The following is a 17,742-nucleotide window of genomic DNA, read 5'->3' on the forward strand; positions in this document are numbered from 1 at the left end:
TTTTGTGATGCTGAAAATTATCATTGTTTTTCATCCAATGCTATCTTATATTTATAAGAATTAATTAGATCAGATGAAAAATGGTTTTGAGGGGAAGAGAAGTTGATTTTTGATTGGCCTCACTTTTCCTCTTTTTTGAGACATCAAGATCTATAATCCATGGCTTATGCAAAGAGAAAACTCCAAAGGGATTGTTGGTAATTATGGCTTCAAAATAAAAGGCGATTGTCAAATTGAATTTGAACTTACCACAGAGGGCGGAATCGAAATAGAGATATTCTCAAAGGTGAAGACGTTTTACGGAAATTCAATTAGGCAGCTTTGTATAACTGCCATGAAGACTTTTTCTATTCAAAATGCATGTGTTACGGTTCGTGATAATGGGGCTTTATCTTATGTTATTGCCGCGAGATTAGAAGCTGCAATAAAACAAGTTATATCCTCTGATAATGAAATTTTGAGTGAGTTTTTAAATGTAAATCATCTTGCGAGTGCTAGGGATAGAAATCGTTTTTCGCGACTTTATCTGCCTGGAAATACCCCATACATGATGATTAATGCTGGTCTTTTTCAAGCCAATGGGATTATATTAGATTTAGAAGATGCTGTTTCTTTTGATAAAAAAGAGGAGGCTAGATATTTAGTTAGAAATGCTCTGCGTTCCCAAAATTTTTATGGTGCAGAGCGAATGGTAAGAATAAATCAAGGAAAGGAAGGATGGCGAGATCTGGAATTTGTAATACCTCAAAAGGTTAATTTAATTCTCATTCCAAAATGTGAAGATGTGGAGGATATCATTCAGGTAGAGAGAGTAATTGAGGAAATTAAAAAGGATAAAAATATTAAAGGGAACTTCCATTTGATGCCAATTATTGAGAGTGCATTAGGTGTTGAAAATGCTTTCTTACTTGCAACTGCTTCTGAGAATATTGTAGCTATGGCTATTGGTTTGGAAGATTATACTGCTGATATTGGAGTGGAACGTACAAATGAAGGAACAGAATCTTTGTATGCTCGAATGCGGATTGTCAATGCTTGTCACGCAGCAAAAATTCAACCTATTGATTCTGTTTTTTCTGATGTGGGTGATATGCAAGCTCTTGCCGTGAATGTGCAACGATCTAAATCATTGGGTTTTCAGGGTATGGGATGTATTCATCCTCGGCAAATAAAGGTGATCCATGATAATTTTTCACCTTCTGAACTTGAAATTGCTAAGGCTAAGAAAATCGTAAATGCGTTTTTGAATGCAGAAAAGCAAGGATTTGCTGTTGTTTCAGTAGGGACGAAAATGATAGATCCTCCAGTTGTAAAGCGTCAATTAAAAGTCTTGGAACTGGCAATAGAACTTGGTTTAATCGAAAAAAATTGGAAGGATACATATGGGAACTAAGATGATTAAAAATGCTGTCGGTAGGATGGTACCAACGCAAATTAATGGACAGGAAGCTGTTCCATTTATGGGTGTAGGTAAGTACAAGCCAAATAAGCGAAAATTTAATTCTCAAATTGAAACTAGTGCTGATTATCCCTTGGATGGAAACAAGCAAGTGAAAAGCTTGAAGGTAGCAATGATTAAATCTGGTTTAAAAGATGGAATGAGAATTTCGACTCATCATCACTTTAGAAACGGGGATTTAATTGCAAATAAAGTGTTTGATATTGCACATGAATTAGGAGTGAAAGATTTAATTTGGTTTCCTTCAGCTTCTTTTCCATGTCACGAGCATTTGATTCAATATTTAGAAGACGGTACCATCGCAAGAATTGAGGGGAGTATGAATGGTCCGCTTGGCAGATATTGTTCCGAAGGTAAGATGAAGGGTGTTGCTGTGTTGCGTTCTCATGGAGGAAGGTATCAATCTGTACAGGATGGAGAAGTAGAAATTGATATAGCTATTATTGGTGCTTCTTCAGCTGATTCATTCGGGAATGCCAATGGATTAAATGGTAAATCTGCATCAGGTTTGTTGGGCTTTGCTTTGGCTGATTCTCAATATGCAAACAAGGTAATAGTTGTTACTGATAATATGGTTGAATTTCCTTGTGTACCATGGCAGATACAAGGTAATTACGTGGATTTTACAGTTCTGTTAGATGAAATTGGTATTCCTGAAAAAATAATATCTGGAACAACACAGATCACAAAGAGTCCAGATCGATTGTTTATTGCTGAATTAACTGCAAAATTCTGCGATCAGGCGGGAATCATTAAAAATGGATTCTCATTTCAGGCTGGAGCAGGTGGTACTTCCTTGGCAATTGGTGACTACTTTGGCAAAATAATGAGCGAGAAAGGAATAAAAGCCAGATTTGCCAGAGGTGGCAGTAATAAGTATTTGGTGAAAATGTTGGAAGAGGGATTGATTGATTATATTCTAGATGGTCAAACATTCGATTTAGATGGAGTAAGATCTATGAGAGAAAATTCCAATCATGTTTGGACAAGTCCATTTACAAGTTACAATTATCACGGTAAAGGTAATTTTGCAGGAATGGTTGATGTTGTGATTTTGGGAGCTACCGAAGTTGATTTAAATTTCAATGCAAATGTAGTGACTCATTCTGATGGTTATTTGTTGCATGGAATAGGTGGTTGGCAAAATTGTCTTTTTAGCAAAACCGTAATATTACCGATACCGCTATTCCGAAATCGAATTCCTATTATTAGGGATGAGGTAACGACAATATGTGGTCCTGGGGAATTGATAGATGTGATTGTAACAGAAAGGGGGATAGCTATTAATCCTCTCCGTATCGATCTTATCGAAAAAATGAAGCATAGTGATTTGCCTATAAAAACCCTTCGGGAATTAAAGCAGGAGGCTGAAGCTATATGTGGAAAAATGGACGCGCCGGTTTTGTCCGATGAGATTGTTGCTGCAATAAAATGGGTAGATGGAACTATTATTGATGTAGTGCGGAAAGTAGTTTCATGATTAAACTGCCTTGATTTAAAAATAGGGATTGAATATTTTTGAAGAAATAAATAATAGTCAAATATCATGAAATAAAAAAGCTTCGGGTTACCGAAGCTTTTTTATATTACCAAAGTTTAAATTTATTTTGTGTCGTATTTTCTATCTTTTGCACAATCTTTGGAACTTCCAGATCCAGAATACTATTTATATATCCAATGCATTTTCCACAACCTGTATTTGCTCCAGTGTATCTTCGTATTTCCTCAATTGTGGTAGCATTTTTTTCATGAATTGCCTTATTGATGGTCTTTCTGTCAACTAACTGACAGTTACAAACTATTTCTCTCATATAAAATTACAGTTACAAATTCTAGCTTGTAAATATATGCATTATACTATTTAAAATAGCTCTTCCTTGTTAGTTATTTTTAATGATTCTATATAAGAGGTTGGAAATAAAGAAAATTAGAGTTGGTTTTCCATGTAAATCTTCATCTGACGATACATATCAATTACAATATCTTTTTTTGGTAAACATTCATACATTCTTTTCAAATATGTTTTTTCACTAGCAATTTGAAAGCTACGTTTAAATTGAAAATCAAAAATCCACGACATTTGTTGAAGTTTGAAATCACTTAAACCGAGAATGTGTTTACTGTCAACCACTTTCTCCTCCATAATAGATTGATGAACTTTTTTGGAGATGTTAGTATTGTCAGCTAATTCTAATTCTAGTCTTTTGTTAAAACCTGATTTGTGTTCTGAATAGTATTCTGCCATTAATTCCAGATTGTCAAGTCTATCCGCATCACGGAGTACTAATAATATTGGTAAAGACCTTTCATTTACAGATTTAGGTATTTCACGTAAATTGTGAAAACGAATACATTCAATTAAAATACTTTTAGTTTCTTCGCTTAGAGTATTTGTAATTGATTCTTGTTCAGTCAGTAATAAGATTCCAATAGCAGAGTGATTGATCTTATCTGTATCCGCAAAAGTACCATGAACAATAAGCTGATTGAATCTGCCAATATCATGAAGTAAAGCAGTTATTTTGGCTAAAAGAAAATCCGATTCGCTTAAATTGGCTTGTTCCACAAATTCCTCAATTAATCCTACTACACGATAGGAATGATCACGTATTATTTCAATGTTTTGTTCAAGCTCCTTGTTTTCAGTTGAAAAACTATTGACATAGCCATCAAACCATGTTTTAATTTTGTCGTAAATTTCCTGATTCACCATATATTCTTTAAAAATAGCCCACAAAAGTACATTTTTTATCTTGACCAGAAAAGGATTTTTTATGAAAATAAATGATGCGAAAAATCTAGCGTAAATCAGCTTGACTAACGTTTTTTACACTATATGGTTAGGAATATCTATATAGAAAATAGGCGGTAGAAAAAATGCGATCTTATTTAGATCGCATTTTATTGAAATTTTAATTTTCCGGTATGTTCTGTATAACGTCGACCAGATGATTCCAAAATTTTTCAACTGTTTCAATATTGATTCTTTCATCAGGAGAGTGAACATCTCTGAGTGTTGGACCAAAAGAAACCATATCCATGTTTGGATATTTTTCAAGAAAAAGTCCGCATTCTAATCCTGCATGGATGGAACGAACAACAGGCTCCTTCCCAAATAGTTTTTTATAGGAATTTACTGCAATCGTAAGGATCTCTGAATTAGGATTTGGTGACCATCCGGGATATCCATCTGAATGTTCAATTTGTGCACCTGCTAGCGTAAACACACTGCCAACCATTTGTGCAATATTGTACTTTTCGCTATCTAAATCGCTTCGTTGAGAAGTTGTAATTTCAATTTTATTGCCATCAATCATTTTAACAGACGCAAGGTTGTTAGATGTTTCAACCATACCAGGCATTCTTGAACTCATGCTAAATACACCATGAGGGCAAGCATAGATTGCGTTCATTAGATTGTCTGAAGTCATTTTGCCCATTACAAAAGGAGGATTCTCTATGGATTCTAAACTTATTTTCAGTTTTGGTTCATAAATTTCCCAAACATGTTCCATGTCAGCAGTGTAAATGTTAAAATCTACACGAACATTCTCTTTAAATTTTGATGGAATCGTTATGATGGCATATGCTTCACGAGGTATCGCATTCCTTAAATTACCTCCATTAAAATCAGCTATTCTAATTCCATATTTTTTATTGATTTGCCAAAGGAATCGATTCAGTATTTTATTAGAATTTCCTCTTCCTTTATTAATTTCATCTCCTGAATGGCCACCAAGTAATCCTTTTACATCAATTCTTAATGCAAAATGATTTGTTGGAACGGGTTCTTCTGTAAAGGATAGGTTTGCGATGGTGTCAATTCCTCCTGCGCAGCCGATAAAAATTTCACCTTCGTCTTCAGAATCCAAATTTAAAAGGATATTGCCTTCAAAAAATCCAGGTTGTAAAGCAAAGGCTCCCGATAAACCTGTTTCCTCATCAACCGTGAACAGGCATTCAATCGGACCATGTTCAATGTCAGTTGAAGTTAGTAAAGCCATTTCTGCTGCCATACCAATGCCGTCATCAGCACCGAGTGTCGTTCCTTTAGCTTTTACCCAACCATTATCTATCCATGGTATAATTGGATCTTTCTCAAAATCATGAAGTGTGGAAGTGTTTTTTTCACAAACCATATCCATATGCGATTGAAGAACAATTGTTTTAAGTTTTTCCTTTCCTGGAGTAGCAGGTTTTTTAATTAAAACATTGCCTATCTCATCTCTTTTGGTCTCCAAATTGTTTGCTTTTCCAAAATTAAGTAGAAACTCAATTATTTGATTTTCTTTCTTAGATGGTCTTGGAACTTTGCATATGTCCTCAAAATGTGCCCAAATTTCTTTAGGACTCAGTTCTGTTAGAATATTTTTCATTGTTGCTTAATTTTTTTTCAAATGTAATAAATATTGAATATGTACTTTCAGTAGAATTTGAAATTATTTGATCTTTTTAGTCTCAATATTCAATCTATGTTTTGGTTTAAGATATTATTTGAGGAATGTAATAAGAGTTAGAGGTAAGAAATGCAATCGGATTTAGTGCTATAAATATTTAAATGTAGAGCAGTTAAGGTGTAGAATTAGATAAGAGAAGAAATATCGATAGTTTTTTTTTAAAAAAAACAGGCTAAATTGGTCTTTCCAATGTTTATTTTCAAAAGGAGGCGATTAATGTCGTTACTCGTTTGATTTTGAATCCTAAGTGAGATAGCAACGGCTTTGTTTATGTTATAAAACACTTTTTAAAAATAGGACGGAATCATCTAATAGCTGATAAAAGTCATGAAGTTTAAGTAGTTAAAAACTTGTTAATTTTTGTTAAAAGCATTTAAAATGCTATTTTTAGAGCCTAGAATTACCATTAACCATTTTGCATCTTTACTTAATTACTAACTAAAAAGTTTTTTTTATGAAAAAAATGATTGGACTGTTTGTCTTTCTCATCTTTATGGGACTACAAATAGTAAATGCGCAAAGCAAACAGATTACTGGTACTGTAACCAGTGCTGACGATGGTCTGGGCATGCCCGGAGTATCTGTTGTTCTTAAAGGTACTACCATAGGTGCTAGTACTGATATTGACGGAAAATATTCTTTAGAAGCTAAATCATCAGATGTTTTGATGTTTAGTTTTGTAGGTATGGTTTCTCAGGAAATTGCCGTTGGAAACAAAACTGTAATTAATGCGGTTTTAGAAACTGAATCGATAGGTGTTGATGAGGTTGTTGTTACTGCATTAGGTATTACTCGTAAGAAGAAAGCTTTAGGATACTCCGTTACTGACTTAGGTGGTGACGATGTAACTAAAGTAAAGCAACAAAACCTTGTAAGTTCATTATCAGGTAAGGTTGCTGGTGTTCAAATTAAACAATCTAATAACTTTGGTGGTTCTACCAATATGACCATTCGTGGTAATTCTTCCATTTATGGCGGAAATCAGCCATTATTTGTTGTGGATGGAGTTCCTGTTGGTGGAGGTACTTTTAACTCTGCAGCTCAACGTGGTGGTAGTACTGGTTATGACTATGGTAACGCTCTATCAGATATCAATCCTGACGATATCGCTAACATGAGTGTTTTGAAAGGTGCTGCCGCAACCGCTATTTATGGTTCACGTGGTGCTAATGGTGTTGTGATGATTACAACCAAAAAAGGTACAAAAAGAAAAGGTGTTGGTATCAGTGTAAATTCTGGTATTACTATTGGTAAGATTGATAAAGATACCTTTGCTAAGTATCAAAAGGAATATGGTGGAGGTTATGGTCCTTATTATGGATCAACCGGATACTTTGAAGATATTGATGTAGATGGTGATGGAACTCTTGATTTAGCTGTGCCAAATTACGATGATGCTTCTTATGGTGCTAAGTTTGATGGAACAAGTGTTTACCAGTGGGATTCGTTTGTTCCTGAATCTCCAAATTACTTGAAAAAGTATGAATATAAAGGTGCAGAACATGATCCTGTTGACTTTTTTGAAACAGAAGTTGGCTATTCTAACAATGTTGAATTTACCGGTGGTAATGATCAAGGTAATTTCCGTTTAAGCTATACTAATTTCCATACAAATGGTGTTTTACCAAACTCTAAATTGAATAGAAATACAATTGCTTTTAATGGTGATTATAAGATTAACGAGAAGTTAAAAGTTGGTGTTAGTGCCAATACGTCTTTCCAATATACCAAAGGACGTAACTCTACTGGTTATTCAGACAATATCATGTCATCTATGCGTCAGTGGTGGCAAGTAAATACTGATGTTAAAGCTCAGGAATCTATCTATAAGCAAACCAGAAAAAATTACACTTGGAATAACACTTCTACTATTGGTGGTGATGCAGTGACTGGTTTGTATTGGGATAATCCATATTGGTCGAGATTCGAAAATTACGAAACAGATAATCGTGATAGAATTTTCGGTAATGCTTATTTCAATTTGGAAGCTACGGATTGGATGAATGTTACAGGTCGTGTGTCTATTGATACTTATAACACTTTGCGTGAAGAACGTAGAGCTGTAGGTTCTGTTGCTGCTCCTTTTGGATTATTAAGAGCTGATGAAGGTTCTGGTTATCAGAGAAGTGAGATTTCATTTAAAGAAATCAACTATGACTTAATGGCCAATTATCATTTCGATTTAAATGAAGATTTTGCTTTAGCTGGACTTGTTGGTTTCAACATGAGAGATGAAGCAACCGGTCAATATTATGCTTCTACTCTTGGTGGACTAGTTGTACCGGATTTGTATTCTTTAAGTAATTCTGTGGTTACTCCTTCTGCTCCTGTTGAGACATTGCGTAGGAAAAGAGTTTATGGCTTATACGCACAAGCTACTTTCTCATACAAAGATTTAGTTTATCTTGATTTAACTGATAGAGTTGATAAGTCATCTTCTCTTCCTACAAGTGAAAACACTTATAATTATTACTCAGCTGCAGCTAGTTACTTGTTCTCTTCTCAATTAGAGCTTCCTTGGTTAAACCTTGGTAAATTAAGAATGAGTTATGCAACTGTAGGTAACGATACTGATGCCTTAAATGTAAATGATACATTTACTAAATTGGATAATTTTGGTACATACACATTATTCTCATTTCCTTCTACAAAGAACAATAAGGATTTAAAATCAGAATTATCTTCAGAATTTGAAACTGGTTTGGAAACTAAAATGTTCAATAATCGTTTGGGTGTAGATGTTTCTTATTACTACAAGAAAACCAAAGATATGTTGATTCCTGTTGAGGTATCTAAGGCTACCGGTTATTCTTTCCGTTGGGTAAATGCTGCGACAGTTGAGAATAAAGGTTTTGAGGTTGCTGTTTATGGTGCTCCGGTAAAAACAAAAGATTTCTCTTGGGAAATTAGCGCAAACTGGGCAAGAAACCGTAATAAGGTTCTTGATTTATTCTCAGGTGTTGATAATATCGTGATCAATTCTTATCAAGGTGGTATTTCAATTAATGCAACCAAAGGTGAAGCTTTAGGAACTATTCGTGGTACTGGTTTCGTTTTCGATGAGAATGGAAATAAAGTTATTAATTCTTCAGGTTATTATAAATCTCAATCAGACCAGGTAATTGGTAATCAAAATCCTGATTGGACAGGTGGTGTAACCAATACACTTAGCTATAAAGGACTTACTTTAAGTTTCCTTATTGATGTTCAACAAGGTGGTGATGTATATTCTTTGGATATGCACTACGGACAAGGAACAGGTGTTCTTGCTCATACTGCTGGTTTAAATGAATTGGGAAATCCTAAGAGAGATCCTGTTGCCGATGGTGGTGGTATTTTAAATGTTGGTGTAACCGAAGATGGTGCTGTTAATACAACCCGAGCTCGTGCTGATTTTTATGGCGGTGCTTATTATTGGGGTAATTCTTCAAGAAACCCTGCTGCGCTTACTGTTTATGATGCATCATTCGTGAAGTTGAGAGAAATGTCCTTAACTTATAATTTACCTAAAAAATTGGTTAGCGGATTCGCTAATAATGTTTCATTATCCTTGGTAGGTAGAAATCTATGGATCATCAGTAAGCATGTGCCTTACGCAGATCCAGAATCAGGTCTATCTGCAGGTCTAGCTCAAGGTTATTTGTCTGGATCTTATCCAACAGTAAGAAGTTTTGGATTTAATGTTAAGGTTGATTTTTAATTGATAATTGAAAGAAAATGAAAAAATATTTATATAAACTAAGCATATTATTGCTTGTAGTATCGTTTTTCGGGTGTGACTTGAATAGTCAGCTTGAAGAGTTAAATGTCGATACTAAAAATCCATCGGAGGTTCCTGGAGAACCGCTATTTACTAATGGAGTTCGAGAGATGTTCGATTTAATGAACAGTACGAATGTAAATGAAAACGTATTTCGTTTATATGCGCAGTATTGGGCACAAACTACTTATCCTGACGAAAGTCAATACAATCAAGTTACAAGGAATATCGGCCGAAATATGTGGCGAACTTTGTACAGAAATACTTTGAAGGATATTAGTGGTGCTAAGGAGATAATCTCCTTACAGGAAACAGTTACTCCAGTTGAAGAAGCTGTTAAGAAGAATAAGTTAGCTGTAATTGATATAACAGAGGTATACGCTTATTCTACTTTGGTTGATATTTTTGGTAATGTACCATTTACTGAGGCTTTGGATATAGAAAATCCATCTCCAAAATATGATGATGCAGCTACTATTTATACTGCTATTATTGCTGAATTGGATGCAGCTATTGCTTCTATTGATCCTGCTAATGTCGGTTTTGATAATGCTGATCCTATTTATAATGGAGATATGGCTAAGTGGTTGGCTATGGCTAATTCATTGAAACTTCGTTTAGCACTTCGTTTAGCTGATGTTGATCCTGCTACTTCTAAAACTATGGCAGAACAAGCTGCTTCTGGTGTAATTGCTGACAATGGTGGAAATTTTGGTATTCAATATACCGATGCTTCTCCTAATACCAATCCATTATGGGTTGATTTAGTAGCTAGTGGAAGAAAAGATTTTATTCCTTCATCAGTTTTGACTGACTATATGAATAATGTGAATGATCCAAGAAGACCTATTTATTTTAGTGATCCTAGTGGTGTTTATTCTGGTGGTGTTTATGGTGACGCAAATGCTTCATCAGGTTTTTCACAAATCGGTGATATCATTAAAGAACCAGATCTATTAGGTACTATTCTTTCTTATTCTGAAACAGAATTTCTATTAGCAGAAGCTGTTGAACGTGGTTATGCTGTTGGTGGAACTGCTGAAGAGCATTATGATGCTGCAATCAAAGCATCTATGGATGAATGGGGTGTTAGTACTGCTGATGCCGATGCATATCTTTTGGAAGCTGATGTTGCCTATACTACTGCACCTGGTGCTTGGAAACAAAAGATTGGTTCTCAGAAATGGTTAGCAATGTATAATATGGGTTTTGAAGGATGGACTGCATGGAGATTGTTAGATTTTACCGGTATTTTGGTAGCTCCTCCAGATATGTCTTTATCAGATATTCCTACTCGCTTTATCTATCCTATTGAAGAGGCTGTTTTGAATGGTGCTCAACTTGACGCTGCTGCAACCGCAATAGGTGGTGATTTAAAATCAACTAAAATTTTCTGGGATAAAAACTAGTTTTTATTCTCGTTAATAATATTGGAGGCTGCCATTTGGCAGCCTCTTTTTTATTACTAATATTTAATGTGGTAGGAAATAGACTTGAATCTTGTGAAGCGAATAGATGGAGTGATCAAGTAACTTTGAGATACTCACACACAATTTTAAATCCAGCGAATACTTATACTCAAGTAGGATAACTTCAATATGATAGTAAACAAGGAATAAAGAAACCTCCTTTAAAAATCTAGATTTTAGAAGTTAAAGGAGGTTATAAAAATTGCTTAGGATACAATTACATATTGTTCTAATATTAAGAATTATTCAAATTAAGAGGATGTAAAATGAAGTGGAAATAATTCCTCAAATTTGTTTATATTCTAGTTTTAAATTGCAGTACTTTATTTTTTTAAATAATTATAGTAGGTAATTATCTTACGCAAATCGCATTCTTTCTTAATATTTAATCTGTTGGATTTTATATAATTACTAATTTGCTTTTTCTCTTCACCTAAAAGATTTATGAGTGTAGATTTATTGGCAATGAAGCTAACATTTGGAGTTTCTCCCTTAGTAAGAAAAAATTCCGTTTTATTCTTCTTAAATTCTGCAGGTCTTGCATCTTGATAGCCTCTAGAGGGTTTAGCTTTAATATAGGCGATTGTTTTTCGAGCATATAAATTGATAGATCCTTTTTCAAGCCTTTCAAAATAACCAATTTTTTGGGAATTGTCGTACTTGAATACCTTTTTTTCATAAACAATACCTTTAATAGATAGTTGTTTTATTGGAAATTTATTTGATATCTCGAGAGCAAACGAATCTTTTTTAAATTCCATTATATCTTCATAGGCATTGTACCGCAAATAAATTCCACTATACAGAGTACTATCTTTTGTAATGATATTACCTTTCTCAAAATTTTTAGAAAGGTAGGGAGTTCCTGTTATTTGCTCGATATCAGTATTCGACATTTTCTTACTGATAACCATATCATTGTATTTTTTCACTACTGCAGGGTCGTATAAATTTAAATTATTATATAATTTTTGGGGAGTATGTTGCCCAAAAGAATTACAATAAATCAATACAAAAAGGAATAATAAATAATGTTTAGTTTTCATAATAAATAAATATTAATTCGATTTACTCATAGAATAATTTAAATTTAAGGAATTTATTTTAATATTATAGCCTCCTCCCATTTTTATTAAAGCTTGATAATCTATCTATTACTATTTTATTTTGTAGGTTAGTGATGCTATTATATTCCTTCCTGCAGCGCATATTCCCGAAGAGTAAGGTCTGTAGCGTTTGTTTAGGAGGTTTTCTATGGTAAATTGAAGATGAACATGGTGTTTAAATTGATAGGAAACACTTGTGTTTAGAATTGTCCAAGAGGGAGAATACGGTAGGTCATTTGAATTTTTGGCATATAAATAGGCTTTACCTCGTTCTGAGTCGGCTAAATTTTTATAATTAATATGGCCGTTAAATTGCATTGTTAATCTTGATGTGAATTTTTGAGATTTAAATTTTAGTATAAAGTTGCCAAAAATTGGAGGAACATGGCGAACAGGACTTCCATTTTTGTATTTTCCTTGAGTAGAATTAATAAAAGAAGAAGCATTTAATTTATCTGAAATTTTTAAAATGGCCTGAAAACTAGTCCCATAAATTTTAGTATTATCTTCATTTACTAGTGCTTGTACTTCACTCAATTCGCCATCATATAGAATTGTATTTTTACTGTTAAAAGTAAACTCCTCCCTTACCATTGCCTGATCTAAATAGGAATAAAAGATATTTACATCCAGAAATAATTGGTTAAAGAATGTTTTACTAATATCTCCTTCTAAATTATAAACATACTCCGGTTTTAGATCTTTATTAGGAACAATAACTTTGCCAGGTTCAGAATCGAATACTTTGCCTACATCATCTATATTAGGTGCACGAAAGCCTGTTGTAGAATTCAATTTGTTTGATAGTTGATGAGTAACGCCAATAGCTCCGGTTAGTGCTCCATTAGAAAGATTTAAATTATCAAAAGGAAAAGGATAAAAGCTAGTATTTAGCTTTGCATTAATCCAGCTTTGGGAATATCTAATTCCTGAATTTATTATCCAAACAGGATTTAACAACCATTTGAAATTTGAGTATAGTGCAAAACTCAAATACGTTGATCCATAGGGATAACGACTGGAGATTTCTTCTCGTACATTTGAAGAAATATTATTTTCAAATCCTTTTGATTTTAGGAAGTTATGAGTCCATTCTGCTCCATAAAAGAGAGAACAATTTTTATTTAATTTATCTACTGACCTCTATAATTTTAATTTATTTCAAATATATGATTAATATCTCAACTTGAGAATGAAAAAAGGCATCATTTCTGATGCCTTTATATGAGATGAGAATAGTTTTTTAATTTTGAGTTATTATTTCCTTTTCTCCCTGATCATAAACCAAATCTTTAGGGATTTTTGCTCTTTGAATTTTATATAAATCCTGAAGTAGATTGTTTCGAATATATCCCTTGTCTTTTATTAAATTGTCAGCTGCTTCATAATCTCCATTACCTTCAATCTCCAGAACTAATTTAGATAATGATTCAATTGCTTTCTTCATTTTATAGAAATTAACAGAGTAGGTTCTTGTTCGTGGATTGTATTTAAAAGCTTCATTTTCTTCAAAGTAGTAAAACCTTATCATATTAGCTACACCTTGTGAGTCGGTAACTCCAAATCTGATAGATCTGAATACATCCGCCATATAGGTTACATAGTTGTCCATTAAATCAGTGTCTTTCAATTCACGCATATCGAGTAGTTTGCCTAATAAAAACATCCTTAATACATCATTTTTTAATTCTGAGATCACATTGTAATGATCTTTTAGTGCTTCTTTTACGCTGCCTTTATTATTGATAGTTTGTGTAATACCCAAACCATTGCTAATCTCATAAAAAACTGTGTTTTGAAAAAAAGACTTGAATTTAACATGTTTTTTTTGTTTTTCTTCTATTACGATATTAGTGATAGGAGTTAATATTTGTTCAAATTTAGCTTGCATTACATTCTTAAAATGTAATTTTCTAGTTCCGCATTTGATAAGATTATCTCCTATTGGTAAATTCAGTCCAATTAGTTTATTTCCTGCATTACAATAACCCGAATTATATAGTACATCGTAAATAATTATATCAGCTGAATTTTCAGGTGATTCCTGTTTAAATTCATCACTAACCGGAAGGTTTTTTTGTAAGAACGGAAGAAGTAAAGAATATTTTTCTACGTTTTTTGTCCATTCTTTATTCTTTAATAGAATCATGGCACCGTAAGAATATTTAGTCCAGATTAAGTGATCTTCCGTATTTACAATAGGTCCAGCGATGAAGTCTAAATCTACATCTTTTAAATCCATCCAAAGTTGGTCACTTTTATCGAAATTATCGTTAAGAAGATCTTCAGCTCTTTGAAGAAGATAGGCCTTAAATTCATTTGATTTGGTTAACATTGCGGCAGCTTTTAGGTGTTTAGCTGCTTCCTTTAATTCATCAGCAAATTCAATATGGTATGGAACTACGTTCAGTTTATCATTGGCATCCCTGGTAATCATGGTATAAGGGCTAAATTTTGCATCATTTTTTAATGCAAAGAATTCTTCCTGATTGAAATCTCTTGGAAAGAATCCCACTCCTAAAGGTCGTGGAGGAAAGTCATCCGTGAAAGGAGTAAATCCATCCAAACGATCCCAAGGGCCATAATTGATCATGGCATATTTTTTCATGTCCGGATCGGAAATATCATTTAATAAATAAGCCTTAACACCATAAGCTTGCCGCCAGTAGATTTCATCTATAGCATTAGCAGCTTCGACCAATTGTGCGAATAGCTTGATTTGTTGAGGAGATAGTTTACTTAAATCGGCAGAAAGTTTAACTTCTGCGTAATTGGCTAATTTCCGTTGCATGACAGAGTCGTAATTTTTCGACTTTCGTTGCTTCGCTTCAGGCTGACAGGAAAAAGCTACAGCAATCAATGCGGCTAAGCCAAATAAAAAAATGGAGTTTCGTATCATAATAGATGGGTTTTGAAGTTAGATTAACTAGTTGTCAGGAATAAAACTTGGATTATTCTTACATTAAGTGTCGAACTTATTTATTGATATTAAAACATCTCATTTTATAAGTTACAAAAAATAGATCTGGAAAAAAAATGTACTCCATTGCTCTAAAAAAACATTATTTTCACTGATGAATAGCCTTCAGAATAGATGTAGAAAAGCTATGTGTATTTGAAATTTTGTTGGCAGCCCTATCAGTAGAATGAATGTTATAAGTCAGAATTTAAAATTTTTAAAGGCGAGTTTTATAAAAAAAAATACGATGAAGTGCATATTATTGCCTTATTGGTACTAAAGAAAATTTCTTGGTGACTATTATAGTTGAGTTTTTTCTTTTGGATATTCTATACGTGCATGATATACATTAATCAGAGCATTCGTAAATATGTCCTTTATTTGATTTATATTTTTAAAAGTGATATCAGCATTCGCAAATCTATCTTCACGAATTTGTTTATCGATCATATTTTCAACCAAATCTCTTATGGTTTGCGGTGTTTTTTCTTTTAGGGTTCTGGATGCCGCTTCAATGCCATCGGCCATCATTAGAACTGCTGTTTCTTTAGTGAATGGATCTGGCCCTGGGTAGGTGAATTTTTCCTCATCAATTTCTTTTTCCGGATATTTGTTTTTAAATGAAGTATAGAAATACATCACTTTACCTGCACCATGATGAGTCTCTATGAAATCAATAATTTGCTGTGGTAGTTTGTGTTTCTTCGCAATCTTAACTCCATATTTTACGTGATCAGTAATTATTTGAGCGCTTTTATCAAATTCCAATTTGTCATGAGGATTGGAATTGGAAAGCTGATTTTCAATAAAATATTCAGGATGTTTCATTTTACCAATATCGTGATATAAAGCACCAGTTCTTACTAAAAGTGGATTGCCTCCAATTTGGTTAATTGCAGCTTCGGCTAGATTTGCAACCTGCAAACAATGTTGAAAAGTTCCAGGAGAATGCTGGGTTAATTGTCTTAGTAAAGGATGATTTTGATTAGACAATTCGATTAGCGTAACATCTGAAAGAAAACCAAATAGTTTTTCAAAAATATAGATTAAAGAATAGGAAAAGGTGAGCAATAAACCATTAATTGGAAACCACATAAAATTACTCCATTGAATTTCTTTAATACTACCTTCTTGAGTAAGTGCAAAAGCAAAATAAACAACACTATAAGTGAGAAATGTAATAACACCTGTTAATACAAGTTGTCCTCTTCTTTCCAACCTAGGTAAGCTATAAATAGCCATAATTCCAGCAGCTAATTGGAGAAATACAAACTCAAAGCTATTAGGTGCTAAAAAGCCAGATATCAATATCGTTACGATGAAAACAAACAGTGCTGTACGACTATCCATCAACGTTCGTACAACAATAGGAATAAGTGCAAAGGGAATTATATAGACATTAATTTTGGGAAACCTAAGAACAAGTGAGGTTATACCTACAAATATAATTACCAGAAGAAAGAGAAAGGTCATTTTCTTTAGGTCGTGCAGAATCTTTCTTCTAAAATTTCTTAGATAAAGTAACAATAAAATAATACAAGAAATGATTAAAAGACTTTGTCCACCTACAATCATATAATGGCTTTGCGAAGAACCTAATATACTTTCATACTCCTTTTTTAGTGATTCTAAAATCAGAAATGTATTATCATCAATAATATCCCCCACCAAAACTATTCTTGTTCCGGACTCAATGAGTCCTTTTGTAAGAGAAATGTTCGCAAGTTGGCTACTTTTTACTTGTTCCGACATGTTGGCATCGTAAAAAAGGTTTGGGCTCAAATCTGAATCTAGATTCAGATTTTGAATAAAACCTTGAAAGGCCTTGGTAGGGTAGGTGTTTTTTAATTCCTTAATTAAAAATTCGTAGGCACTTTGAGTCGTATATATGTTTTCTGTTTTAACAAGTTCGTTTACATTATTTACTGATTTATTGATATTTTTAGGTAAGTCAGCTCCTAAAGATTTTTGGTCGTTTTGAAAATCAGCAATTCCAATCTGATAGATGCTTTTTAAATTTGTTTTAAGAAAGTTATGGCATAATATTCTTTCTGCTTCAGTTCTTTTACTTGAATAGTTTAACTTTAAAAAGGGAGATGATTTCGTGAATTTTTTCCATTTTTTATTGAAAATGGATTCAAACTTTTTCATCTTATTTGGGTAAATTGATGTGTCTTCTTTGAAAAAAGGACTGAATTGTAATAAGATGCTATCTTGTTCCTGTTTTAATTCTTTGTTTGTTTTTAGAATTGAGAAATCGAAAGGAGCTATGAGTGTTTCGTGCATCCATGGTTTTCCTTTTTGGTATTCATATTTGAAATTACCAATATTTGGGAATAACATTGTTATCAAGATTACTGTGGCAGTAGTTATCAGGAAGTTGAAAATGTTATTTGAATTTTGACGAATCCATCTAAAATATTTGCTCATTTCTTAATTATTTTTGAATGCAATGGGTATAAAATTATTTGCATAAAATTAAATGATTAACCTGTGGCGTAATATAAATATTTCATTTTTTTATATCACTTA

The 17,742-nt window shown here is 33.2% G+C and carries 10 protein-coding genes and 1 pseudogene; 4 read left to right on the top strand and 7 right to left on the bottom strand.

Annotated features, from left to right (window positions below):
- Window positions 1–166 precede the first annotated feature (166 nt).
- Together DLK05_RS10745 and DLK05_RS10750 are read left to right on the top strand one after the other, a co-directional pair.
- Window positions 167–1,393, top strand: a complete 1,227-nt coding sequence (locus DLK05_RS10745) for an aldolase/citrate lyase family protein (RefSeq protein ID WP_127344011.1) — start codon at window positions 167–169, stop codon at window positions 1,391–1,393.
- A complete protein-coding gene (locus DLK05_RS10750) occupies window positions 1,383–2,939 on the top strand; it encodes a citrate lyase subunit alpha (RefSeq protein ID WP_209319835.1) in 1,557 nt (518 codons plus the stop codon). Before DLK05_RS10745 ends, DLK05_RS10750 begins: the two co-directional genes overlap by 11 nt.
- Window positions 2,940–3,045: 106 nt before the next feature.
- Here DLK05_RS10750 and DLK05_RS10755 read toward each other — a convergent pair whose 3' ends face one another.
- The 3 genes from DLK05_RS10755 to DLK05_RS10765 all read right to left on the bottom strand — a co-directional run bounded on the left by DLK05_RS10755 (window position 3,046) and on the right by DLK05_RS10765 (window position 5,835).
- The gene (locus DLK05_RS10755; protein WP_127344012.1) at window positions 3,046–3,270 is read right to left on the bottom strand and encodes a (2Fe-2S)-binding protein; all 225 of its coding nucleotides are present in this window, start codon (window positions 3,268–3,270) and stop codon (window positions 3,046–3,048) included.
- A gap of 116 nt (window positions 3,271–3,386) precedes the next feature.
- Window positions 3,387–4,169 (bottom strand): HD domain-containing protein, encoded by a 783-nt coding sequence (locus DLK05_RS10760; RefSeq protein WP_209319836.1) that lies wholly within the window; start codon window positions 4,167–4,169, stop codon window positions 3,387–3,389.
- Between the two features lie 202 nt (window positions 4,170–4,371).
- Entirely contained in the window at window positions 4,372–5,835 is a 1,464-nt protein-coding gene (locus DLK05_RS10765) for an aminoacyl-histidine dipeptidase (protein ID WP_127344014.1), read from the bottom strand.
- 535 nt (window positions 5,836–6,370) lie between these two features.
- On the opposite strand from DLK05_RS10765, the gene DLK05_RS10770 reads away from it, so the two are divergent.
- Window positions 6,371–9,616, top strand: coding sequence for a SusC/RagA family TonB-linked outer membrane protein (locus tag DLK05_RS10770; RefSeq protein WP_127344015.1), 3,246 nt, complete (start codon window positions 6,371–6,373; stop codon window positions 9,614–9,616).
- Window positions 9,617–9,633: 17 nt separating this feature from the next.
- Window positions 9,634–11,085: a SusD/RagB family nutrient-binding outer membrane lipoprotein gene (locus DLK05_RS10775; protein WP_127344016.1), complete on the top strand. Its 1,452-nt coding sequence runs from the start codon at window positions 9,634–9,636 to the stop codon at window positions 11,083–11,085.
- Between the two features lie 383 nt (window positions 11,086–11,468).
- Here DLK05_RS10775 and DLK05_RS10780 read toward each other — a convergent pair whose 3' ends face one another.
- The 4 genes and pseudogenes from DLK05_RS10780 to DLK05_RS10795 form a co-directional block, all read right to left on the bottom strand.
- Window positions 11,469–12,191, bottom strand: a complete 723-nt coding sequence (locus tag DLK05_RS10780; RefSeq protein ID WP_127344017.1) for a hypothetical protein — start codon at window positions 12,189–12,191, stop codon at window positions 11,469–11,471.
- A 111-nt stretch (window positions 12,192–12,302) separates the two neighbouring features.
- A pseudogene (locus tag DLK05_RS10785) lies at window positions 12,303–13,346 on the bottom strand (TonB-dependent receptor domain-containing protein); the annotation flags it as partial.
- Between the two features lie 148 nt (window positions 13,347–13,494).
- Window positions 13,495–15,150: a Zn-dependent hydrolase gene (locus DLK05_RS10790; RefSeq protein ID WP_127344019.1), complete on the bottom strand. Its 1,656-nt coding sequence runs from the start codon at window positions 15,148–15,150 to the stop codon at window positions 13,495–13,497.
- Between the two features lie 360 nt (window positions 15,151–15,510).
- The gene (locus DLK05_RS10795; RefSeq protein ID WP_127344020.1) at window positions 15,511–17,640 is read right to left on the bottom strand and encodes an HD family phosphohydrolase; all 2,130 of its coding nucleotides are present in this window, start codon (window positions 17,638–17,640) and stop codon (window positions 15,511–15,513) included.
- Window positions 17,641–17,742 lie beyond the last annotated feature (102 nt).

The organism is Ancylomarina longa, from assembly GCF_003996985.1.
In the GTDB taxonomy this organism is placed as follows: domain Bacteria; phylum Bacteroidota; class Bacteroidia; order Bacteroidales; family Marinifilaceae; genus Ancylomarina_A; species Ancylomarina_A longa.